This is a genomic window from Streptomyces sp. NPDC054813 (assembly GCF_053611365.1).
This window is the reverse complement of the sequence record NZ_JBSHAF010000001.1, coordinates 81,615-104,941: the sequence shown is the minus strand read 5'-3', so window position 1 is coordinate 104,941 and position 23,327 is coordinate 81,615. Positions and strand designations below refer to the sequence as shown.

The 23,327-nt window shown below is 71.0% G+C and carries 18 protein-coding genes; 10 read left to right on the top strand and 8 right to left on the bottom strand.

The genetic code is table 11. The features are described from left to right. The first annotated feature begins 18 nt into the window (after nt 1-18). The gene (locus tag ACWGJB_RS00465; RefSeq protein ID WP_453378088.1) at nt 19-834 is read left to right on the top strand and encodes an alpha/beta fold hydrolase; all 816 of its coding nucleotides are present in this window, start codon (nt 19-21) and stop codon (nt 832-834) included. Here the strand turns inward: ACWGJB_RS00465 and ACWGJB_RS00460 are convergent. Then, entirely contained in the window at nt 831-2,243 is a 1,413-nt protein-coding gene (locus ACWGJB_RS00460; protein WP_453378087.1) for an amino acid permease, read from the bottom strand. The two genes, ACWGJB_RS00465 and ACWGJB_RS00460, sit on opposite strands and share 4 nt — an antisense overlap. 60 nt (nt 2,244-2,303) lie before the next feature. Further along, nucleotides 2,304-3,254: a LysR family transcriptional regulator gene (locus tag ACWGJB_RS00455; protein WP_453378086.1), complete on the bottom strand. Its 951-nt coding sequence runs from the start codon at nt 3,252-3,254 to the stop codon at nt 2,304-2,306. A gap of 102 nt (nt 3,255-3,356) precedes the next feature. On the opposite strand from ACWGJB_RS00455, the gene ACWGJB_RS00450 reads away from it, so the two are divergent. Then, entirely contained in the window at nt 3,357-4,613 is a 1,257-nt protein-coding gene (locus ACWGJB_RS00450; protein ID WP_453378085.1) for an MFS transporter, read from the top strand. Here ACWGJB_RS00450 and ACWGJB_RS00445 read toward each other — a convergent pair. Next, nucleotides 4,549-5,004 (bottom strand): universal stress protein, encoded by a 456-nt coding sequence (locus tag ACWGJB_RS00445; protein WP_453378084.1) that lies wholly within the window; start codon nt 5,002-5,004, stop codon nt 4,549-4,551. The two genes, ACWGJB_RS00450 and ACWGJB_RS00445, sit on opposite strands and share 65 nt — an antisense overlap. A 124-nt stretch (nt 5,005-5,128) precedes the next feature. Here ACWGJB_RS00445 and lysX point away from each other — a divergent pair, with 124 nt between their 5' ends. Further along, nucleotides 5,129-8,401, top strand: coding sequence for a bifunctional lysylphosphatidylglycerol synthetase/lysine--tRNA ligase LysX (gene lysX / locus ACWGJB_RS00440; RefSeq protein WP_453378083.1), 3,273 nt, complete (start codon nt 5,129-5,131; stop codon nt 8,399-8,401). A gap of 150 nt (nt 8,402-8,551) precedes the next feature. Beyond that, nucleotides 8,552-9,385, top strand: coding sequence for a polysaccharide deacetylase family protein (locus ACWGJB_RS00435; protein ID WP_453378082.1), 834 nt, complete (start codon nt 8,552-8,554; stop codon nt 9,383-9,385). A gap of 55 nt (nt 9,386-9,440) precedes the next feature. Here the strand turns inward: ACWGJB_RS00435 and ACWGJB_RS00430 are convergent, their stop codons facing one another. Then, nucleotides 9,441-10,115 (bottom strand): class F sortase, encoded by a 675-nt coding sequence (locus ACWGJB_RS00430; RefSeq protein WP_360479542.1) that lies wholly within the window; start codon nt 10,113-10,115, stop codon nt 9,441-9,443. A 350-nt stretch (nt 10,116-10,465) separates the two neighbouring features. Here ACWGJB_RS00430 and ACWGJB_RS00425 point away from each other — a divergent pair, with 350 nt between their 5' ends. Beyond that, entirely contained in the window at nt 10,466-11,389 is a 924-nt protein-coding gene (locus ACWGJB_RS00425) for a hypothetical protein (protein ID WP_453378081.1), read from the top strand. 79 nt (nt 11,390-11,468) lie between these two features. Here ACWGJB_RS00425 and ACWGJB_RS00420 read toward each other — a convergent pair whose 3' ends face one another. The 3 genes from ACWGJB_RS00420 to ACWGJB_RS00410 all read right to left on the bottom strand — a co-directional run bounded on the left by ACWGJB_RS00420 (nt 11,469) and on the right by ACWGJB_RS00410 (nt 13,798). Next, entirely contained in the window at nt 11,469-12,173 is a 705-nt protein-coding gene (locus tag ACWGJB_RS00420; RefSeq protein ID WP_453378080.1) for a hypothetical protein, read from the bottom strand. A gap of 229 nt (nt 12,174-12,402) precedes the next feature. Beyond that, the gene (locus tag ACWGJB_RS00415) at nt 12,403-13,167 is read right to left on the bottom strand and encodes a bestrophin-like domain (protein WP_453378079.1); all 765 of its coding nucleotides are present in this window, start codon (nt 13,165-13,167) and stop codon (nt 12,403-12,405) included. Between the two features lie 31 nt (nt 13,168-13,198). Next, complete coding sequence (locus tag ACWGJB_RS00410; protein ID WP_453378078.1) at nt 13,199-13,798, bottom strand: hypothetical protein; 600 nt, start codon at nt 13,796-13,798, stop codon at nt 13,199-13,201. A 269-nt stretch (nt 13,799-14,067) separates the two neighbouring features. Here ACWGJB_RS00410 and ACWGJB_RS00405 point away from each other — a divergent pair, with 269 nt between their 5' ends. The 3 genes from ACWGJB_RS00405 to ACWGJB_RS00395 all read left to right on the top strand — a co-directional run bounded on the left by ACWGJB_RS00405 (nt 14,068) and on the right by ACWGJB_RS00395 (nt 18,361). Continuing rightward, complete coding sequence (locus tag ACWGJB_RS00405) at nt 14,068-15,036, top strand: SCO0930 family lipoprotein (protein ID WP_453378077.1); 969 nt, start codon at nt 14,068-14,070, stop codon at nt 15,034-15,036. Between the two features lie 371 nt (nt 15,037-15,407). Then, entirely contained in the window at nt 15,408-16,220 is an 813-nt protein-coding gene (locus ACWGJB_RS00400; protein WP_453378076.1) for an SAM-dependent methyltransferase, read from the top strand. Beyond that, complete coding sequence (locus ACWGJB_RS00395; RefSeq protein WP_453378075.1) at nt 16,217-18,361, top strand: putative bifunctional diguanylate cyclase/phosphodiesterase; 2,145 nt, start codon at nt 16,217-16,219, stop codon at nt 18,359-18,361. Before ACWGJB_RS00400 ends, ACWGJB_RS00395 begins: the two co-directional genes overlap by 4 nt. Nucleotides 18,362-18,386: 25 nt before the next feature. On the opposite strand, the gene ACWGJB_RS00390 is transcribed toward ACWGJB_RS00395, so the two are convergent. Next, nucleotides 18,387-18,710: an L-rhamnose mutarotase gene (locus ACWGJB_RS00390; RefSeq protein ID WP_453378567.1), complete on the bottom strand. Its 324-nt coding sequence runs from the start codon at nt 18,708-18,710 to the stop codon at nt 18,387-18,389. A gap of 232 nt (nt 18,711-18,942) precedes the next feature. Between ACWGJB_RS00390 and ACWGJB_RS00385 the strand changes: the two genes are divergently transcribed. Further along, complete coding sequence (locus tag ACWGJB_RS00385; protein ID WP_453378074.1) at nt 18,943-19,785, top strand: FadR/GntR family transcriptional regulator; 843 nt, start codon at nt 18,943-18,945, stop codon at nt 19,783-19,785. A gap of 317 nt (nt 19,786-20,102) precedes the next feature. Next, nucleotides 20,103-23,312, top strand: a complete 3,210-nt coding sequence (locus ACWGJB_RS00380; protein ID WP_453378566.1) for a discoidin domain-containing protein — start codon at nt 20,103-20,105, stop codon at nt 23,310-23,312. Nucleotides 23,313-23,327 lie beyond the last annotated feature (15 nt).

Sequence of the window (23,327 nt, the reverse complement as noted above, 5' to 3'; positions counted from 1 at the left end):
GATGACACCTTGGTTGTCATGAATGGTGCTGCGGACGTCCGCTTCCTCCCGTCCTCCGACGGCGACCTCGCCTACCTCGACACCGGCTCGGGCGACCCGGTGGTCCTGCTCCACTCGGGATACGTCGACCACCGCTTCTGGGCGGACCAGATCCCGGCCCTCGCCGCCGAGTACCGGGTGATCGCCCCCGACGTCCGCGGTCACGGCGCCTCCGCCAACGCGAGCAGGCCCTTCCGCTGGGCCGACGACCTCGCCGAACTGCTGCGCCACCTCGACGCCGGGCGCGCCGTCCTCGTCGGCGTGTCGATGGGCGGGGTGATCGCCACCGACACGGTGCTGGAACACCCCGAGCTGGTCCGCGCGGTGGTCACCTGCGGGGCGGTCACCGGCGACTTCCGGTACACGGATCCCTGGCACCAGGAGCTCCAGGCCGAGTACGCCCGCACCCTGGGCGCCGGTGACATCGAGGGCTGGCTGGACGCCTTCGTACGGGTCGCCGCGGGTGCCCACCGCGAACCGGACGCCCTCGACCCGGAGATCCCGCGCCGGCTCCGCGAGATGGCCCGCCACACCCTCTCCAAGCACACGCTCGGCGAGACGGACTGGCATGGGCGGGTGACCGGCTCCTGGCCCCGGGTCCCGAAGATCGACGTCCCGGTCCTCACGATCAACGGCGACCTGGAACCCGCCGATCTGCTCGCCGCCGCGGAACGCCTCGCCCGCGAGGTCCCCGACGGCCGCACCGAGACCGTCGAAGGCACCGACCACTACCCGAACCTGGAGCGCCCGGACGTCTTCAACAGCCTCCTGCTCGGCTTCCTGCGCTCGCTCTAACGTCCGGCCAGCCGGGACCTCTTGTACGAGTAGCCGAAGTAGATCACGCATCCGATCACGAACCAGACGGCGAACCGCACCCAGGTCTGCCACGCCAGGAACGTGATCAGCCAGATCGAGAAGACGACGCCCAGCGCCGGTACGAACGGCATCCACGGGGTACGGAAGCCGCGCGGCAGATCCGGCTGCCGGTAGCGGAGCACGATCACCGCCACGCACACCACCACGAACGCCAGCAGGATGCCGATGTTGGTGAGTTCGGCCGCCTCGCCGATCGGCACGAACCCGGCGAGGAGGGCCGAGGCCCCGCCGACGATCCAGGTCACCCGGGTCGGCACGTGCCGCGTCGGGTGCGTCTTCGCGAACCAGGAGGGCAGCAGCCCGTCCCGGGACATGCTGAACCACACACGGGTCACCCCCAGCATGAACGTGAACATCACGGTGAGGATGCCGATGATCGCGCCCACCGCGATCACGTCCGCGAGCCCGCTCAGCCCCACCGACTTGAACGCGGTCGAGAAGCCGCTCTCCGGGTCGATGTCCTTGTAGTTCTGCATGCCGGTGAGGACCAGACAGGCCGCCACGTACAGCACCATGGAGATCGCCAGCGAGTAGATGATCGCCTTCGGCATGTGCCGCTGAGCGTCCTTCGACTCCTCGGCCGCCGTCGACATCGCGTCGTACCCGAAGACCGCGAAGAACACCGTGGCCGCACCCGTGAACGCCCCGCTGACGCCGAACGGGAAGAAGGGGTGGTAGTTGGCCGAGTTGATGTGGAACACCCCCACGCCGATCACCAGCAGCACCACCAGCACCTTGAGCACCACCACGACCGTCTCGAACCGGGCCGCGCTGCGGATGCCGAGGTTGAGGAGGTAGGCGATCAGCAGGCAGAGCACCGCGGCGAACAGGTCGACCCGGTGGCCGGCCCCGGTGCCGGGCGCGCCCAGCATCCACCGCGGCAGCTCCGCGCCCATCTCCTCGACCAGGAAGCCGAAGTACCCGGAGATGCCGATCGCGACCACCGCCACGATCGCCGTGTACTCGAGGAGCAGGTCCCAGCCGATGAACCAGCCCGCGAACTCGCCGAGCACCGCATAGCCGTACGTGTACGCCGAACCCGCCTTCGGGATCATCCCGGCGAACTCGGCGTACGACAGCGCGGCGCAGGCGCTCGCCAGCCCGGCGATGAGGAAGGAGATCAGCACGGCGGGACCGGCCGTGCCGTTGGCGACCGTGCCGGCGAGGGTGAAGATGCCCGCGCCGATGATGCCGCCCACCCCGATCGCGGTCAGCTGCCACAGCCCGAGCGATCTGTCGAGCCGGGGCCCCTCGCCGACCTCCGTCTCCTCGATGTGTTCGATGGGTTTGCGACGGAGAATTCCTTCACCCATACGGAGCTTGGCCATGTGCCTCACCTCTTCGCCGATCGCGAACGGCTGACGGCGGATCATGATGGCTCAGGGGTGTCACGGACGGAAGACGCCACGCACGCTCTCGGCCCAGCCGGGCACCCAGGTCCGGGTCGCGGGGCGGGGCGGCGGGGCGTCGGTGAGACGAGCGCGCAGGGCGGCCAGCGCCGGGTGCGGGTTGGCGGCGGTCCAGAGCAGGGAGTGCGGATAGACGGGGGTCGGGTCGACCAGCGGCACACGACGCAGGTCGTGGCCTTCCGGCCAGACCAGCCGGGTCCCCTCGCTGACCAGCGTCGTCAGGATGTCGGAGCCGGCCAGCGCGTCCTGCACCGCCCCGCTGAAGTTGGGGCCCGAGGCGTCGATGGTGAGCCCGAACTCGGCGGCGAGGGAGGCGTAGTAGGCGGCCCACTCGGTGCCGTCCACGATGCCCGGCATCCAGATCCGGTGCCCGGCCAGCTCCCCGGGCGAGACCGAGCGACGGCCGGCCAGGGCATGACCCGGGCCGGTGAGCAGCTGGACCGGCTCGTCGTACACCCGGGCCGCCTCGACGCCCCTGGGCAGCGGCCGGCCGGGCATGGCGACGGCCCGGAAGGACGCGTCGATCGCACCGGAGCGCAGCGCGGTGAGCGCCGAGTCCACGTCGAAGAGCGTGACGACGTCCAGGGCGATCTCCGGGTGCGCCTCGTGGAAGCCGCGCAGCAGCGCCGCCGGGGCGAGCCGCGCGCCGACCACGTCGACCCGCAGAGGGCGGCGCCCGGACCGTACGGAGGCGGTCGCGCGCTCCTCGGCCAGCAGCAGCTCGCGGGCGTGCGGCAGGAAGGTCCGGCCGTCCACGGTCAGGTCGGCGCCCCGGGGGGTACGGCTGAACAACCGCACCCCCAGCTCCTTCTCCAGCGCCGCGATCCGCTTGGACACGGCCTGCTGGGTGACCGCCAGCACGGCGGCCGCCTCCTGGAACTGCCCCGAGTCGGCGACGGCGACGAAGGTGCGTACGGCTCTCAGGTCCACGTCGACACCGTACAACCGCTGGTTGTGAGAGACAGTCCGTGAGTTGTTTGATTCGGCGGCCACCTGCACGTTTTCATGTCCCGGGTCAACGGGAGGTTGTGCATGGGGCGGCGGTTCGGGTGGCTGTGGGCCGCGTACTCGGTGAGTGCGGTCGGCACCTATCTCGCCTTCGACGCGTTCTCGGTGATCGCGGTCATCGCGCTGCACGCCGACTCCGCCCAGGTGGCGCTGCTCGCCGCGACCGGGCCCGCCGTGGGTGCGGTGGCGGCCGTGCCGCTCGGGCCGTGGGTGGAGTTCCGGCGCAAGCGGCCGGTGATGATGGCGATGGACCTGGTCCGGTGCGCCGCGCTGCTCACCGTCCCCGCCGCCTACGCGCTCGGCGGCCTGGGCCTCGGCCAGCTGCTGCTGGTGTCGGTGGTCGTCGCGGCGGCCGACATCACCTTCAACGCGGCCTCCGGCGCCTTCCTGAAGAGCCTCGTCCCCGCCGACCGGCTGCTCACCGCGAACGCCCGGTTCGAGTCCTCGAACTGGACCGCGCTGGTCCTCGGACCGCCGCTCGGCGGTGCCGCGATCGGCGTGTTCGGCCCGGTGACCACGGTCGTGGCGAACGCCGTCAGCTTTCTGCTGTCGGCGCTCGGCATCCGGGCCGTCGGCGGCGGAGAGCCCAGGCCCGAACGCACCGGCACGGACCGCCTGCGCGCCACCGACCTCCTCGACGGCTGGCGGCACATCCTCGGCAGCCCGGAGCTGCGGCCGCTGTTCTTCAACAACCTCGCGGCCAACGCCCTGATCATGGTCGCCGCACCACCGCTGGCCGTCCTCATGCTCGGCCCGCTCGGCTTCGCCCCCTGGCAGTACGGCCTCGCCTTCGCCGCGCCCTGCCTGGGCGGCCTCCTCGGTTCCCGGCTGGCCCGCCCGCTGGCCGCCAGGTACGGGCAGCAGCGGGTGCTGCGCGGCGCGGCCACCCTGCGCACCCTCTGGCCCCTCGGGCTGGCCTTCGTCCGACCCGGGCTGCCCGGTCTGCTGCTGGTGATGGCCCTGGAGTTCGGGGTGATCACCTGCTCGGCCGTCTACAGCCCGGTGTACGCCACCCGCCGCCTGGAGTGCACCCCGAACGACCGGGTCGCCCGCACCCTGTCCGCCTGGTCGATCACCGGCAAGGCCACGACCGCGGCGCTCACCGCACTCTGGGGCCTGCTGGCGAGCCTCACCGGCCCCCGCACCGCGATCGCCGTGGCCGGTGTCCTGCTCCTCGCGACCCCGGTGCTGCTCCTCAGGGAGCCCCGGAAGGCGGTTACGGCACCACCGTCACCGGCCACCGTCCCGCCTTCACCAGGCGGATCGCCACCGAGCCGATGAACCGGTGGCCGGCCTGCTCGGAGGCGCCCACCACGACCGCGTCCGCCTTCAGCTCGTCGGCCGCCTTCACCAGGCCGGCAAAGGGGTCGCCGCGGAAGGTGTGGAACTCCCAGCGCACCTCGAATATCCCCTTGAGCCGCTCGGCCGCGTCCCGGATCTGGGCGACCAGGTCCTCAGCGATCTCGTCGGTCGTCTCCGCCACCGGCGCCCCGAGCGCCGCGCCGGCCGCCAGGACCGGCTGCACGTACACGACGGCGAGCAGCGCGCGCTGCCGCCGGGCCAGACCGGCGGCGTAGGAGGCCGCGCGCCACGAGGAGTCCGAGCCGTCCACACCGACCGCGATGACCTTGGGCCCGTCCGTGCCCCGCTCGAACTGGTGTTGTTCCGCCACGCCCCGAGGCTATCGGAAATCGCAGGTCCCATGGCTGTCGGGGCCCCTCGCCGGGCAAACGGGGCCCAGTTGGCCGCAGGCCGCTCGACGGGCGAGGTGGGCGGCCCCTTCCTACAGTCGGAGCATGAGTGCCGCCGTCGAGCCCGCCCCGGGGAAGGAGACCGCGGGGCCGCCGCGCCCGCGCGGCGGCGGGCGGCTCACCTGGGTGCCCGAGGCCTTCGGGACCTTCTTCGGCGCCCTCGCCCTGCTGTGCGCCCTGCTCTCCTTCATCGCCCCGCTGCGCGCACTGCTCCGCCCGGTCGCGCACTTCCTCAACGCCGTCGTGGTGCCCGTCAGCCCCAACCTGGCCTACGCCGTCTTCCTGTTCCTGCTCGGCGGCGCCACCGCCGCCCGCAAGAAGGTCGCCTGGTGGCTGGTGGTGATCTACCTCGGGCTGCTGGTGCTGGCGGACATCCTGACGGTCGCCTTCGGCTTCGACTGGTACTCCTTCAGCTCACTGCTGGTGTGCGGACTCGCCCTCGCCCTCCTGATCGTGGCCAGACGCGAGTTCTACGCCGCCTCCCGCCGCGCCGCCGTACGCCGCGCCCTCGGCGTCCTCCTCGTCGGCCTGGTCGTGGCGATCCTGGCCGGCTGGGGCCTGGTCTCGCTCTTCCCCGGCTCGCTGCCGCACGGCCAGCACCTGGCCTGGGCCGCCGACCGGGTCTGCGGCGGCCTGGTCGACGGCGGCAGCTACCGCGGCCGCCCGCCCCGGTTCGTCGCCTTCCTGCTCGGCCTCTTCGGCGCCCTCGCCCTGCTCAACGCCGCCGCCACCCTGTTCCGTTCACAACGCCTGGAAGCTGCCCTGCACGGCGACGAGGAGACCCGTGTCCGCGCCCTCCTCAAGGCCTACGGGGACCGGGACTCCCTCGGCTACTTCGCCACCCGGCGCGACAAGGCCGTGGTCTTCTCGCCCAGCGGCAAGGCCGCCGTCACCTACCGGGTCGAGGCCGGCGTCTGCCTGGCCAGCGGCGACCCCGTCGGCGACCCGGAGGCCTGGCCGCACGCCGTCGCCGCCTGGCTGGACGTGGCCCGCCGGCACGCCTGGGTGCCCGCGGTGATGGGCGCCTCCGAGGACGGCGCCAAAGCCTACGTACGCGCCGGGCTCGGCGCCCTGCAACTCGGCGACGAGGCGATCCTGCACGTCGCCGACTTCGACCTCGGCGGCCGGGAGATGCGGGTCACCCGGCAGGCCGTCAACCGGGTCCGCCGTTCCGGCGCCACGACCCGGGTGCGCCGCCACGCCACCCTCACAGAAACCGAGATGGAGGAGGTCGTCGACAAGGCCGACGCCTGGCGCGACACCGAGACCGAACGTGGCTTCTCCATGGCCCTGGACCGGCTCGGCGACCCCGCCGACGGCGACTGCCTGCTCGTCGAGGCCCTCGCCGAGGACGGCCGGCTGCTCGCCCTGCTCTCCTTCGTGCCCTGGGGCGGCGACGGAGTCTCCCTCGACCTGATGCGGCGTGACCGCGCCGCCCCGAACGGGGTCATGGAGTTCATGGTCGCCGACCTGTGCGCGGCCGCCCCCAAACTCGGTGTCCGCCGCATCTCTTTGAACTTCGCCGTCTTCCGTTCGGTCTTCGAGGAGGGCGCCCGCATCGGCGCCGGACCGGTGCTGCGCCTGTGGCGCCGGCTGCTGCTGTTCTTCTCCCGCTGGTGGCAACTGGAGGCCCTGTACCGCTCCAACGCCAAGTACCACCCCGAGTGGTACCCGCGCTTCCTCTGCTACGGCGAGGCCGGCTCCCTCGCCCGAATCGGCGTCGCCTCCGGAATCGCCGAAGGCTTCGTCTCCGTGCCTTCCTTGCGCAAACTCTGGGGAAAGGGGCACCCGAAGACCGGACCGCGGCCCGTCGAGGCGCAGCGGTCTTCGCCGGTGCCCGGTCTCGACGGAGGGGACGGGGCCGGGCCCGGCGCCCCGGACAGGAGCCTGCCGGACCAGTTCCGGGTCCGGCGCGGCAAGCTCGACCGGCTGCGCGCGGCGGGCGTCGAACCCTACCCGGTGGCGACCGTACGGCCCACCCGGACCCTCGCCGACGTCCGCGACGGCGAGACGGTCACCGTCGCCGGGCGGATCATGCTGGTCCGCGACTTCGGGGGCATCGTCTTCGTGACGCTGCGCGACTGGTCCGGCGACCGCCAACTCGCCCTCACCCGGGCCGAGTCCGGCCCCGCCCTGGCCCGCTTCACCGCCGACACCGACATCGGCGACCAGATCACCGCCACCGGCCGGGCCGGCCTCAGCGACAAGGGCGCGCCCACCGTCTTCGTCACCGACTGGCAGCTCACCGCCAAGTGCCTGCGGCCCCTGCCCGACAAGCACCGGGGCCTCGCCGACCCCGAGACCAGGGTCCGCAGCCGCTACCTCGACCTCGCCACCAGTCCAGCCGCCCGCGCCGTCGTCCGCGCCCGCTCCACCGCCGTACAGGCGCTCCGCCAGGGCCTCCTCGACCGCGGTTACCTGGAGGTCGAGACCCCGATGCTGCAGCAGATCCACGGCGGCGCCAACGCCCGCCCCTTCACCACCCACATCAACGCCTACGACCTCGACCTCTATCTGCGGATCGCCCCCGAGCTGTATCTGAAGCGGCTATGTGTCGGCGGGATGGAGAAGGTCTTCGAACTCGGCCGTACCTTCCGCAACGAGGGCGTCTCCTACAAGCACAACCCCGAGTTCACCATGCTGGAGGCCTACCAGGCGTACGCCGACTACGACGTGATGCTCGACCTCGCCCGCGAACTGATCCAGGGCGCCGCGACCGCCGCCTTCGGCTCCCCGGTGGCCCGCAGGGACGGGCGGGAGTACGACATCTCGGGGAGCTGGCCGGTCAAGACCGTGTACGGGGCGGTCTCCGAGGCGCTGGGGGAGGAGATCGGCCCCGGCACCGAACTGCTGCGGCTGCACCGGCACTGCGACCGGACCGGGGTGCCGTACACCGCCGACGACGGGCCCGCGGACGTCGTCCTGGAGATGTACGAGCGGCTGGTGGAGGAGCGGACCCAGCTGCCCACCTTCTACAAGGACTTCCCGACCGACGTCTCCCCGCTCACCCGGCAGCACCGCACCGACCCGCGGCTCGCCGAGCGCTGGGACCTGGTCGCGTTCGGCACCGAACTCGGCACCGCCTACTCCGAGCTGACCGACCCCGTGGAACAGCGCCGTCGGCTGACCGCCCAGTCGCTGCTCGCGGCCGGCGGGGACTCCGAGGCGATGGAGCTGGACGAGGACTTCCTGGACGCCCTCGAGTACGCGATGCCGCCCACCGGCGGGCTCGGCATCGGCGTCGACCGGCTGGTCATGTTCCTCACCGGCCTGACGATCCGTGAGACGCTGCTCTTCCCGCTGGTCCGTCGCCACTGAAGGCTTCCCGATGCCCGGACACGCCCTCGGTCCTGGGTACTTGACCATTTCTTTCCGAAACCTCCGTGCGCTGGTCCGTGCGGGTGTTTTCACGCCGCCGCACCGGTGTCTAAGTGGTGCGCCCCAGCCCGGCCGGGCGACTGATGAGTCATGCAGAAGGATCAGTTGTTCACCCGGCGCCGGCTGCTGCTCGCCGGCGCCGCCGCTCTGGGCGCCGCGGGCACCGCGGGAATCGTGCTGGCGAGCGACGGCGAGGAGGCGGCGGGCACCGTCGCGCCGGCCGCCGGACCACCGGCCCGCCAGGCGCTGAAGTCCTCCGCCTTCCGGCTCCAGCCGCTCACCGGATACGGGCCGCCGCCCACCGAGCCGCGCAAGCTGAAGGTCCGCAAGCAACCCATCATGCGGATCTCCGGGAGCGGCCGGCACATGATGCTCACCTTCGACGACGGGCCCAACCCGGCCTACACCCCGCACATCCTGGACACCCTTGCCAAGTACGACGTGCGCGCGATGTTCTTCCTGTGCGGGGAGTGCATCGTCCAGAACCGGGAACTGGTGGCGCGGATGGCCGCCGAGGGCCATGTCGTGGGCAACCACACCTGGACGCATCCGCTGCTCACCACCCTGGACCGCCGTGAGATCCGCGACGAGATGGAGAGCACCAGCGACGCCATCGAGGACACCTACGGCGAGCGCCCCCAGTGGTTCCGCGCTCCCTACGGCGCCTGGAACCGCGCGGCCTTCCAACTCGGCGCCGAGATGGGCATGGAGCCCATGGCCTGGACCGTCGACAGCACCGACTGGACCACCCCGGGCACCCGCACCATCGTCGACACGATCGAGAAGGGCGCCGCCCCCGGCGTCGTGGTCCTCTCCCACGACGCCGGGGGCGACCGCTCACAGAGCGTCAAGGCCCTGCGTGAATATCTGCCCTATCTGCTGGACAACGGCTACCACCTGACGGTGCCGCGCCGCCGGACCTGAACCGGATCCGCCCCGTTGCCGCCGACGGGCTTTCGCCCGCCCGGCCGGGTCCGCCTCAGCGGGCCTCGACCAGGCGGGCGAAGACCACCACGTTCCCGTCGTAACCGTTCTGCTTCGAGAAACCGCCGCCGCAGGTGATGACCCGCAACTCCGGTGTGCCCTTGGAACCGTAGACCCGGTCGCCGGGGAAATCGGCTTTCGCGAAGACCTCGATGCCGTAGATCTCGAACACCGCGGTCTTTCCGTCGGTGCGGTCGATCTCGATCCGGTTGCTCTTCTTCAGGGAACCGAGACCGTAGAACACCGCCGGCCCCTTCGTGTTGTCGACGTGGCCGACGATCACGGACGTGCCTTTTTCGCCGGGCGAGACGCCCCCGGTGAACCAGCCGGCCAGATTCGGGTCGTCCGGCGGCGGTGCCGCGACCCAGCCGTCCGAGTCCAGGCCCACCGGCATCACGGGCGCGTCGACCCGGATCGCGGGGATCCTGATCCGGTTCGCCGCCGAGTACGGGAGCGAGGCGGGCGCGGTGGCGAAGGTGTCCGGGACCGTGCTACGGCTGTCCGGGGCGGCGGCCGAGGCCGGCTGCGGCGGGCCGACGTCGAACTCCCCCGAACCGTTGCGGATGAGCGCCAGACCGGTCAGCAGAACGAGCGCTATCACGCCCCAGGGGGCACGCTTACGCCGCCGCTCCTCCTCTTCGGCCAGCTCGGAAAGTTCGGACGCAGACATTCGCCATCCCCTCTCGACGCGGCCGCCGCGATGTCCGTGGCGCGCATGTCCGTAGCGCGCATGGGAAAACGCTAAGTCCCGCGCACGCGTGCGGCGACGGGGCAACGGGCGAACGGGTGGCCCGCGCGCATTCCGGTGCGCCATCCGAGTTGCCGTTCTCAGGATTTTTCTGACGGTCCGTGACCTGCGGCAATATCCGATTGTGTGCTTTTCGCTCGGCGTGTCCCCTCACCAGGACGGACCATTCTCGAAATGCGGGCGTGTTCAAGGCATCTGAGGGTCTATTCGGGAGGTGCTTTCTCGCCGATCTACCGGGGACGGTTCCCGGGGCGCCTTCCGCGGAGGAAGAGATGCGAAACTCACGTGCGCTGGCGGCCGCGTGCACCGTGGTCGCCGTTCTCGGCGCCGCCGCCCCGGTGGCCGTCGCCGACGGCCTGGGGAACCCCGGTGGCCCGCCCAACACCCAGGCCCCGGTCGTCGGTGGGACGGGCGTCGCCCCCGGGACCGGTGTCGCCCCCGGGGCGGGCGTCGGTGTCGCCCCCGGAGTCGGGGTGGGGGCCGTCCCCGGTATCGCGGCGGTGCCCGGAGTCGTCGTTCCCGGGTACGGCGTCGGCGGGTTCGGCGGAGGCGGCTTCGGCCGCGGCGGGGACGGAAGGGGTAGGGACGGCTTCGGCGGGCGGGGCGGCGAGGGCTTCGGCGGGCGGGGCGGCGAGGGCTTCGGCGGGCGGGGCGACGACGGGTTCGGTGGCGGGCGCGGTGACGACGGGTTCGGCGGCGGGAACGGTGACGACGGGTTCGGCGGCGGGAACGGTGGTGACGGGTTCGGCGGTGGGAACGGCGGTGGCGGGTTCGGCGACGGATTCGGCGGCCGGGGCTTCGGGGTGCGCAACATCCTCGCCCAGCCGAGGGCGATCACGAGCGGCGCCCGCCTCACCGTCACCGTCAACGGCTGCCGCAGCGGCTCCATGAGCTCCCGCGCCTTCCGGACGACCTCGCTGTTCCCGTTCGGCGGCGACATGGCGCGCGGGGTTGCCACCATCGACCGGGATGCCCGCCCGGGCCCGTACGACCTGACCGTCCGTTGCAACGGGGGGCGGACCCTGACCCGGCCGAACGCGTTCTATGTGCTCGGCGGGGTCAGGGGCGGCCTCGGCGGCAGTGTCTCCAGCGGGGCCACCCCGGCCGACATGGCGATCGGCGGTGGGCTGGTGGGCGCGGCCGTGCTCGCCGGCTGCGGGTTCTGGCTGCGCCGGCGGCACGAGAAGCGGCTCTGACCCGTGCGGGCCGTCTTCGCCCCGGATCCGCGTGGGACCGGGGCGAAGACCCGCGCGGCCGTGCGGGGGCGGGAGGTGCTCAGGCACCGCCCACGCCGGCCCGTCGGCGTGCGATGCGGTACGCCGTGCCGACCGAGCCCGCGACGAGCACGATGCCGAGGCCGATCTCCTTCAGGTCGAACCCGTCGACACTGCCGCCCGCACCGGCCCGCACACCCCGGTCGGGCGGAAGGGGCTGCGGGTTGAGTTCCTCACGCCCGTCGGCACCGCTGTCGACTCCGCCGTCGGCACCGCCGTCGGTGCGGCCACCGGTGTGGCCGGCGGACTGGTCGTCGGACCCGGCGTCAGTGCGTCCGTCGGTGCGCCCCTCGGACTGGCTGTCCGTGCCGCCGTCGCCGTGTCCCGTCGACTGGCTGCCGGCGATGCTGAGTTCGGTCGACCCCTTCGTCCCGTCGCAGTCGAACGTCACCCGGTACGACGCCTGTGACCTCGCGTCCCGGTCGACCGTGGCCGCCACCGAGTCCCGCCCCTCCGGGATCCGGACCGTGTCGAACACGTCCGAGCTGACCGTCGCGGCGCCCCGGCAACTCTCGTCGCGGCTCAGCTGCAGGCTGACCCGGCCACCGGCCGAGACGGTGGACGGCGTGACGTGGACGCCGAAGGAGGTCTGCCGGCCACTGTCACGGCCCCCGTCGCCCTGGTCGTCCGTGAGGGCGGCCGGAGCGCCCAGGACGAGGGCCCCGACGCCGAGCAGCGCGGCCGAGGCGAGGCGTATTGCGTGCATGGTGGTTCCTCCGGTCCCCGAGGAGCTGTCCGCGGATCTGTTCCGCTCGTGCCGGAAATGCACCTCGATGATCGGAACGCTAGGAACATCCGCACACGCGCGCGAACTCTGTAGTGCGAACGGGGGAAGCGGGTGGGCCGACCGGGGGACGTGGATACGGCACCCGGGGGACGTCCGCGGCGTGGCGCGGCGGATGTCCCCACGGATGGCCCCCGGCGGTCCGGGACCCCTATCCCTTGATGTGCGGGAAGAGGTTCAGGAAGGGCTGCGCCGTCGCTGTGATGCCCCGGCTGTACGGTTCGTCGAAGTCCCAGATCAGGAAGAGCATGAACGCGATGGTCGCGGAGAACAGCCCCGCCAGGATCAGTTCGCGCCGGGTGCGCCTGATCTGCAGCGCGAAGACCATGCCGATGGTGACCACGGCTCCGGTCAGCAGCCCGAACCACACCACGTTCGGCATGGTCGCCCCGGTCGAGTCGGCCCGGGCGCTGCGCGACTGGTCGAGCGCGGCCACCTGGTCCACCAGCGGCTGGTAGGCCTGCGCCTGGAAGTCGGTCTTCGGCTCGTAGTCGGTGACGTCCTGACGGATCTGCGCGAGCAGATCCGCGCCGCGCGGGGTGAGACGGCCGTGGTCGGCCATCTCCTTCCACTCCTTGTCGACGACCTGCCGGGCGTAGGCGTCGAGGTCCGCCCGGATGCGGTCACGGGCGTCGGGCGGGTACACCCGCACCCGTTCGTAGATCTCGTGCAGTGCCTGCGCCTCCGCCTGCACATGGTCCTGGGCGGCGCTGCGGGCCTCCCAGACCCCGGCCACCGCCAGACCGAGGACGATGGCGTAGATGACGCCGATCCACATGGTCATGTATTCGATGACGTCCGGCGTCTCGGAGGGATCCTCGTCCTCCGCCGCCCTCTTGTGCCGGACGAGGGTGATGATGACCACCACGGCACAGGCCGCGAGCATCGCGAGGACGAGAACAAGCCAATCCGGCAACGGAAGCCTCCAGAAATCAGCGGGCCGGCCGTCAGCGCGCGCGGAACGCGGCGATGGCAACGATGGCGGGTACGGCGATGAGCAGGACGTAGGTGACCGGTGAGGTGCGGTTCGGGGCCGCCGTGCCGGTCGACTGGATGCGGTACGGCGGGTAGGTCACCGGGGTCGGTGAGGGCCGCGGGGTGGGCTTCGGTGACGGGGTCGGGGTGGGCGTCGGCCTCGGCTGGGGCCGGGCAGCCGGTGGCGGGGTGGGCGCGGGCTTCGGGGCCGGCGCGGGTGGTGGCGGCGCCGGCGGGGTGGGCCTCGGCCGGGGCTTCGGCGTGGGCTTGGGCTTGGGGGTGGGCTTGGGCGTGGGGGTCGGTTTCGGAGGCGGCGGCGGAGGGGGCGGCGGGGTCGGGGTGGGTGTCGGCGTCGGGCAGGGCGGTGGTGTGGGAGGCGGGCACGGCGGGGGAGTGGGCCAGGAGTCGCCGGCGACGGCCACCGCGTACGCGCCGTCGGGGCCCGTCGAGGCGTACGCGCAGGCGTCGGCCGACGCCGTGCCGACCGGGCAGCCCAGCAGGGTCCAGGTGAGTGTCAGCAGAGCCAACACCCTCGGGACGGGCACGAGTCGGGTCGCTTCGGGTGCATGCACGACCGAGATCATGAGGCGTCGAGTGCCGTCGCACGCCGGAGTGCGGAGGGATTGGCCCGAACGGGGGACAGGTGGCGTAAACCGGTTTGAATCACACGGTCCGTCGGTTGGCTCGAAGCGTACGTCCGTGCGGGAGGGGCACCGGCGGCACAGTGTCCGGAAAGAAATTTGTGCGGCCGTTGAACACTTCGGCCCCCGGCGTCCGTACCTGGTGTCATGCGGCGGAACACAGGCGCTGCAATATCCAGGCGATGTATGGGGAGTTGAAGATGAAGACCTCCTGGAGGAGCGCCTCTCTGGTGGCCACGGCCGCAGGCGTGCTTGCCTTGACGACGGGATGCGGTCAGGACAATGTGACCACTCCGTCCTCGGCGGCCCAGAACGTGGGTGCCACGGCCCCGGCCGGTGTCGGCAGCGTGGGCAGCGTGACCAGCCCCTCCACCGGTGCCGGCAACGGTTACGGCGCGGACGGCAGCCAGGCTTCCAGCTCTCCGGCCGTGGTCGCCCCCGCGGGCAAGTTGACCGTTGCCAGCAACCCCGATCTGGGCAAGGTGCTGACCGACGGCAGCGGCCTCACCCTCTACCGTTTCGACGCGGACACCGCCAATCCCCCCAAGTCGAACTGCGACGGCGACTGCGCCACCACCTGGCCGCCGGTGCCCGCCGACGACGCCACGGCCGGTGAGGGCATCGACAAGGCGCTGCTCGGCGAGGTCACCCGCACCGACGGCACCAAGCAGCTGACCGTCGGCGGCTGGCCGGTGTACCGCTATGCCAAGGACGTCAACGCCGGTGACGTGAACGGCCAGGGTGTGGGCGGCAAGTGGTTCGCGACGGCCCCCGACGGCAAGAAGGCCACCCTGGCCGACCTGCCCGGCCTGTCCGTGCGCAAGGACGCCAAGCTCGGTGACATCGTCGTCGACAAGAACGGCATGACGGTCTACCGCTTCATCAAGGACAAGGCGTGGCCCAAGTCCGTCTCCAACTGCACCGGTGACTGCCTCGCGAAGTGGCCGGCCGTCGCGGAGGTGGCCTCCAGCGACACCAAGGGCGTCGTGAAGAAGGGCCTGATGGGCTTCACCCGGCCCGACAACGGCGAGAAGCAGCAGACGGTCAACTGCTGGCCCATCTACACCTTCTCCGGTGACGCGAAGGCCGGGGACACCAACGGCCAGGGCGTCGGCGGCACTTGGTACGCCGTCTCGCCCGAAGGAAAGCTGGTCGGCGCGCCGAGCTAGCAAGGGATCGCCTCCCCAGGGTTGATCGCCCCGCCCAAGTCCACATTCGCGCATCGCGGAAGGGAGGGCAGAGGCCAGCGAGAGTCCCGGACGACGTCACAACGGCGCACGACCGCCCGCCCCCTCCGCACCGCACGGAGGGGGCGGGCTCCTGTGTTCTGCATCTCCTCCGCAGGTCCTTTGCACCGCGTCCAGATGTGCTCTGCATCGCATCCGCATCCGACGGAATGCCCGAACACCCCCAAAGCGCACACCGAATTCCCAGGTAGTGACCGGGAACGGACGGTCAATTTCCGGTTCCACTCGCCCAGTTCGCAGGCGATCAGTAGCCTCTGCTCGAACACCGGATCGCCTCAGCCTTGGAGAGATACATGGAGCGTCCCGCCTGGGCCCCACGGAGCATCGACATCTCGGTGCCGAGCGTTTCGCGTATCTACGACTACTACCTGGGCGGTTCGCACAATTTCGAGGTCGACCGGGAAGCGGCCCGCAAGGCGATGACGTTTCTGCCGGGCCTGCCGAAGATCATGCAGGCCAACCGGGCCTTCATGCGCCGTGCCGTCCGCTACGCCGTGGGCGCCGACATCGAGCAGTTCCTGGACATCGGGTCCGGCATCCCCACCTTCGGCAACGTCCACGAGGTGGCGCAGGCGGCGCACCCCGGCGCACGTGTGGTGTACGTCGACCACGACCCGGTGGCCGTGGCCCACAGCCAGGCCGTGCTCGCGGGCAACGAGAAGGCGGACGTGGTCGCCGCGGACCTCCGCAAGCCCCAGGAGATCCTGTCGAGCCCTCAGGTGGAGCGCCTTATCGACCTGAATCGGCCAGTGGCCTTGCTCCTCGTTGCCATACTGCACTTCGTGGAAGACGCGGACGACCCGTACGGGACAGTGGCACAGCTGCGCGAAACACTCGCGCCCGGCAGCCTGTTGATCCTCACGCATGCCTCGTACGAGGGAATCCCGCTGTCATCCGAGCGGGCCGAGAGCGCGGTGGACGTATACAAGGACATTCGCAACCCGCTCATCATGCGCTCGCGCGACGAGATCGCAAGGTTCTTCGAGGGGTACGACATGGTGGAACCCGGACTGGTGCCGATGCCGCACTGGCGGCCGGAGTCGGCGCCGGAGGACGAGGATCCGTATGCCTTCTCCGGATTCGCCGGCGTGGGGATCGCGGCGTGAGCGCGGAGCCGGACGGCCCGGAGGACAGACTGCGCCGGTTCGCGACGATCTGGAGCCGGGCGGTGTTCCCGGTGACCTCGACGTCCCTGACCCGGCCGGAGTTCGAGGAGCAACTCCTCCCGCTGGCCCGTCGGTTGAGTGAGGTGCTGCGGGCGCACGGCTTCGACGCCGAGGAGGCCCGGCAGGTGGGGGCCGCGCTGATCGACGCGCACTGCACCGATCCCGAGGCGCTCACCCGCACCCTCGACTGCGTCGACGCCTATCTGGCCCTGTACTGCGGCGGGGACGGTCCCCAGGACGAGCTGCGGATGCGTTCCTCACGGATCCAGCACGCGATGGCCGCCGGGTTCGCCCAGGCACTGCGTGAGCGCACGCTGGCCGAGCAGGAGGCCATCGCGCAGGCCGCGTTGCGGGCCCAGGGCGTGGTCGCGCAGGCGCTGCACGCCAGCGAGGCCCGCTTCCGCGCCGTCTTCGAGGGCGCGGCGATAGGAATCGGCATCGCCGATCTGGAGGGCAACGTCCTCCAGGTCAACGGTGCGCTGCTGCGCATGTTCGGCGGCTCCGAACAGACCCTGCGCGGCCGCAAGGTCATGGAGTGGGCGCATCCCGAGGACGCGCCCCAGACCTGGCGGCTCTACGAGGAGCTGGTCCGCGGCGACCGCGAGCACTACCACGTCGAGAAGGCGTTCAACCGCTCCGACGGAACGGTCCTGTGGACCAACCTGACCGTCTCCCTGCTCCGGGACGCGGACGGCGACCCGCAGTACCAGCTGGCCCTCATGGAGGACACCACCGAGCGCCGACTGCTCAACCTGCGGCTGCGCTACGAGGCCACCCACGACGCGCTCACCGGCCTCCCGAACCGCACGCTGTTCTTCGAGCGCCTGGAGAAGGCACTGGCCGCCGGTGAGGGCCAGCGCTTCGGGCTGTGCTACCTCGACCTGGACGGCTTCAAGACCATCAACGACAGCCTCGGCCACTCGGCCGGTGACCGGTTGCTTGTGGAGGTCGCCGACCGGCTGCAGTCCTGCGCGACCGCGCCCGGCGAGATGGTCGCCCGGCTCGGCGGCGACGAGTTCGTGGCGCTGACCACCGGACCGGCCACCCAACGCGAGGTCGACGACCTGGCCGACCGCATCATGAACGCCCTCATCACCCCGATCAGCATCGACGGCCGGGAACTCATGGTCCGGGGCTCCATCGGCATCGTGGAGGGCCCGGCGGGCGAACGCACCCCGGCCGAGGTGCTGCGCAGCGCCGACATCACGATGTACCGGGCCAAGTCGGCGGGCGGCAACCGCTTCGAGCTGGCCGACCCGGAGGCCGACGCCCGCGCCATCACCCGGCACGGCCTGACCACCGCGCTCCCCGCCGCCCTGGACCGCAACGAGTTCTTCATCGAGTACCAGCCGCTGGTCCACCTCGGTGACGGCAGTGTCCGCGGTGCCGAGGCCCTGGTCCGCTGGCTGCACCCGCAGCACGGCGTCCTCGGTCCCGACCGGTTCATCCCGCTCGCCGAACACACCGGGCTCATCGTCCCGTTGGGCCGCTGGGTCCTGGAGGAGTCGATCCGCCAGGCCGGCGAATGGCGAGAACGCTATGGCGAGCAGACCAGCGCAGGCCCGCTGCGGATCAACGTCAACCTGTCCCCGTGCCAGCTCAGCCACCCCGGCCTGGTCCAGGACACGGTGGACATCCTGGAGCGGACCGGAGTGTCCCCCGACGCCCTCTGCCTGGAGGTCACCGAGTCGGCCCTGATCGGCGCCGACGACGATCTCCTCAAGCCGCTGCGCCGGCTCGCCGAGATGGGTGTCGACATCGCCCTGGACGACTTCGGCACGGGCTACTCCAACCTCGCCAACCTGCGCCGCCTCCCGGTGAGCATCCTCAAGCTGGACCGCTCCTTCACCCAGAGCATGCAGCAGTTCCCGGCGGACCCGGTCGACCTCAAGATCGTGGAGGGCATCGTCTCCCTGGCCCACAGCCTGGACCTCGCGGTCACGGTCGAGGGCGTGGAGACGGGCGCCCAGGCCGAGCAACTCCGCATACTGGGCTGCGACACGGCCCAGGGCTGGTACTACGCCCGCCCGGGCCCACCGGAGCGCCTGCACGAACTGGCGCTGGTGGACGCGACGGGCTGACGACCCGGCGTCCCTTCGTGGGCCCTCAGTCGAGGTGGAAGACCTCCTCTGCGGGGGCCCACCACTCGCCCTCGGCGGCGGTGTCAAGCGGCTGCTGACAGGGGTCCGTCAGCGCCCACCACTCGCGTGTCACCGGGTCGGCGGCGATCTCCGCGGTGTCGGCGGCGTAGTCGCTGCCCGCGTACTCCAGGTAGCTGAACAGCAGCCCGTCCCGCAGGAAGATCGAGTAGTTACCGATCCCGGCACGCTTGAGTGCCGCCAGCACGCCCGGCCATGCGGCGGCGTGCAGTGCGCGGTACTCCGACTCCTTCTCCGGACGCAACCGGATGACGGCAGCGAAGCGCTGCATCTGGCTCACCTCTCCTTCCTGAGGGACGAACGGCGAAGAATCAGTTTCATCTGACGAGCAGGACCCTAAGGATCAGATCCTTCCCGCGCAATGGTTCCGCGAGATGTCGATCGCAGGCGGTATTACCCTGCCTCATCAGGCACTTGAAACAAGTTCCGTTCGAAATCTTCCCTCCGTGTAACGCTGATGTCATAGTGACCACCGCCGATGAACCTGATTAATCCGAACATCGATGAGGGGGTACACCGTGCCCGATCCGTCACCGGTCTCCGACGGTCCCTACCGGCCGGGGTACGAACTGGTCGCCGAACAGCTCCTGGAGTACATCGCCGAGCAGAACCTGCGGCCGGGCGACCGGCTCCCCACCGAAGCGGGCCTGGCCGAGATCCTGGGAGCGTCCCGCAACGTCACGCGTGAGGCCGTCAAGGTCCTCGCCGCCATCGGCCGGCTGAGCGTGCGGCGCGGTGCCGGCATCTTCGTCGCGGAGGTGTCCGGCGGGCTGGTGGACGACCAGCTGTCGCACTTCCGGCCGACGAGCATGGAAGACGTGCTGATGCTGCTGGACTACCGCACGGTGATCGAGTCGGAGACGGCCCGCCGGGCCGCCGGCCTCGCCACCCCCATCGAGGTCCGCACCATCCGGGAGGGCGCGCAGAGTTCACTGACGGCGGCCCAGCAGAACGACGGACATGCCTTCGCCCGGGCCGACGAGGCTTTCCACGACGCGGTGGGCGCGGGCTCGCACAACGTGTTCCTGCGGTCGAGCGTCGCCGGGGTACGGCGTCTGGCGTCCCAGTCCGACGTACTGCTCTTCCACGGCGACGCCCCCGGCTCGCTGGAGGTCGCCGCACGACAGCATCTCGCCATCGCGGAGGCGGTCGCCGCGGGGGAGGCCGATCTCGCGAGCGAGCTGATGGTGGAGCACATCGCCACCACCCAGAGCCAGTTCGAGCGGAAGATCCGCGACCGGCTGTTCAACCTCGGCGACCGCGCCGCCCCCGGGGCACCCGCGCGGCCGTCGGCGGACAGCGGCTCCGGAGACTCCGGGCTTCCGCCGCAGACATCGGTGTCGTAGGCCGGTCGGCGCCATACGGGTGCGTGCCGGTGGGGGCTGGTCGCGTAGTTCCCCGCGCCCCTGAAGGGGCGCCAGGTGCACGCCCTGAACGGGGCGCGGGGCTGGGTCAATGTGCGGCTCCGCCGCGTGGGCGCGACCAGCCCCTACCGGCCCGCACCCGTACGACGCCCATCGGCGCCGGAAACCGGTCGGACGACCTGTTTCCCATGCTCCATCCCCCAGGCGATTGGATCTCCGTGTCTCTTCTGTCTGTGCGCAGGGCCAGAGCCGTGTCCCTGCCGAGAACCCTCATAGCCGCCCTGCCCGTCGCCCTGGCGATGACCCCCCTGGCCGTCGCCCCGGCCCAGGCCGCCCCGAATGCGTCCGGGCTCACCGTCTACGTCTCCCCGACCGGCAAGGACACCGGCCGGGGCAGCGCCGACCACCCCTTCAAGACCCTGGAACACGCACGGGACTACGTGCGCGACGCCAAGAGCAAGGTCGACGGCGACATCCACGTCCGGCTGCTGTCCGGCACGTACCGGCTCAGCCGTACCTTCGCCCTCACCGCCCAGGACTCCGGCAGGCACGGCCAGCGGATCGTCTACGAAGCCGCGCCCGGCGCGCACCCGGTGGTCAGCGGCGGCAAGCAGGTCACCGGCTGGACCAGGGCCGACGCCGACGGCAAGGTCTACAAGGCGAAGCTGACCGGCCTCGACACCCGACAGCTCTATGTCGACGGAGAGTTGAGGACCCGGGCCCGCAGCGGGAAGAACCCCGCCGGCTTCAGCAAGACGGCCACCGGCTACACCTTCACCGACACCGGCATCAGCAACTACAAGCACCCCGCGGACCTCGAAGTCGTCAGCTCCTGGGGCTGGAAGCTCATGCGCTGCCCCGTGGAGTCGATCTCCGGTACCACGATGACGATGCGGCAGCCGTGCTGGCACAACGCCAACCTCCAGCAGGGCCAGGAGATCCAGAACCCGACCTGGCTGGAGAACGCCCGCGAACTGCTGGACAGCCCCGGGGAGTGGTACCTGGACAAGAGCGCCGGCGAGATCTACTACATGCCCGAGCAGGGTGAGAACATGAGGACCGCGGACGTCACCGTCCCCGTGGTTCAGGACCTGGTGGACCTGAACGGCACCCGTGACCACCCCGTCGCGAACGTGTCCTTCCAGGGCATCACCTTCTCCTGCTCCACCTGGCTCGAGCCGAGTTCGGCCGACGGACTCATCGAGGGCCAGGCCGGCTTCCGGATGGTCGGGGACGACAACCCGACCTTCGACTCCACGCGCCTGAACTGGAAGAAGACCCCCGGGGCGGTCAACGTCAGCCATGGGCAGGGCATCGAGTTCACCGGCGACACCTTCACGCATCTCGGCGCCGTCGGCCTGAACCTGAACACCGGCACCCAGCACACCACGATCACCGGCAACGTCTTCCGCCAGATCGCCGCGACCGGCATCCAGATCGGTGGAGTCACCTGGGGCGACGCGCACCCCGACGACCCCCGTGACATCACCGAGGACACGTTGGTCGATGACAACGTCGTCACCAAGGTCGCCGACCAGTACAACGGGTCGCTGGGCATCCTGGCCGGCTACACCGACTCCACGGTGATCACCCACAACAAGGTCCACGACCTGCCCTACAGCGGCATCTCCGTCGGCTGGGGCTGGGGCCTGACCGATCAGGGCGGCAACTCGGCCTACCCCGGCAACGCCGGCATCCCGGTCTCCGACACCCCGACCATCAGCCGTGACAACGTCGTCAGCGACAACGAGATCAGCGACATCATGCGGTCACAGGCCGACGGCGGAGCGATCTACACGCTCAGCAGCGACCCCGGCGGCAAGGTCACCGGCAACTACATCCACGGCGTCCCGGCCCCCGCCTACGGCGCCGTCTACCACGACGAGGGCAGCCGGCACTGGGAGAACACCGGCAACGCGTTCTGCGACGTCGCCTTCCAGTGGCTGCTGATGAACCACGCCCAGGACAACACGGCCCGGGGCAACTACACGACCCAGCCCGCCTTCAGCGTCCAGTACCTGAGCCAGAACAACGACGTCAGCGGCAACACCACGGTCGGCTCCTGCGACCAGCTCCCCGCCTCCGTCGTGAACAACGCCGGCCTGGAGAAGGCCTACCAGCACCTCGACCCGGGCCCCACGGTCACCGACCACCAGGCGCCCACCGCCCCCGGCACCCCGGCCGCGGTCACCGACTTCCCGACCGTCGCGGACCTGAGCTGGACCGCCGCCACGGACGACACCGGGGTCACCGGCTACTCGGTCTTCCGGGACGGCAAGCTGGTCAGCGCCTCCGGCAAGACCTCGGTCCGCCTCTCCGGCCTGACGGCGGGTCAGACGTACACCTTCACCGTCACCGCCCGTGACGCAGCCGGCAACGAGTCCGCGCCCAGCCGGTCGCTGAAGGTCATCATGCCCGACGGCTCGGACCTGGCGCTGAAGAAGCCGGTCACCGCCTCCTCCGACTCCGAGGGCAACGTCCCGGCCAAGGCGGTCGACGGCGACCTCTCCACCCGCTGGGCGCAGGGCCTGGGGCTGCCCGACCCGTCCTGGATCCAGGTCGACCTCGGCGCGTCGTACGACGTGACCGGCGCGATCACCACGTTCGAGAAGGGCAGCGGCTACAAGTACCGCATCGAGGTCTCGCCCGACGAGGTCCACTGGCGGACCCTCGCGGACCACACCTCCGACAACACCACCGCGCAGACCGACTACGCCGACGCCGGCACCCCGGTCACCGGCCGCTTCGTACGGCTGACCGTGACCGGCACCAGCGGCAACGGCGGCAGCATCTACGACTTCCAGGTCTACGGCGCCGCCCGCGCCCCCGGCTCCGACCACACCGCCCCCACGGCACCCGGACAGCCCGCCGCCAAGGCGCTGCTGCCCAGCCTGGTGGACGTCAGCTGGCCGGCCGCCACCGACGACACCGGGGTGACCAGTTACGTCGTCTACCAGGACGGCACGCGGATCGGGGTCACCGGCGACACGACCTACCGGGTCTCCGGTCTGAAGCCCGGTACGAAGTACTCCTTCACCGTCGTCGCCCGCGACGCCGAGCTCAACGCCTCCGACCCCAGTGCGGCGGCGGAGGTCACCACCCCGCCCGACGACGACCTGGCCCTGGACAAGACGGCAACGGCCTCCTCCGACTCGGAAGGAAACGTTCCTGCCAAGGCCTTCGACGGTGACCTGTCGACCCGCTGGGCACAGGGCCTCGGCCTGCCCGACCCGTCCTGGCTCCAGGTGGACCTCGGCAAGGACACCAGCGTCTCCGCCGTGGTCACCACCTTCGAGAAGGCAAGCGGCTACAAGTACCGCCTGGAGTACTCCGCCGACGGCGCGAACTGGTCGACCTTCGAGGACCACACAGCGGACAACACCGTCGCGCAGACCGACTACTCGTTCGCCGACGAGCCCGTCACCGCCCGCTATCTGCGCCTGACCGTCACCGGCTCCAGCTGGAACGGCGGCAGCGTCTACGAGCTCCAGGCGTACGGCGGCTTCTGAGCGGTCAGCCGAAGC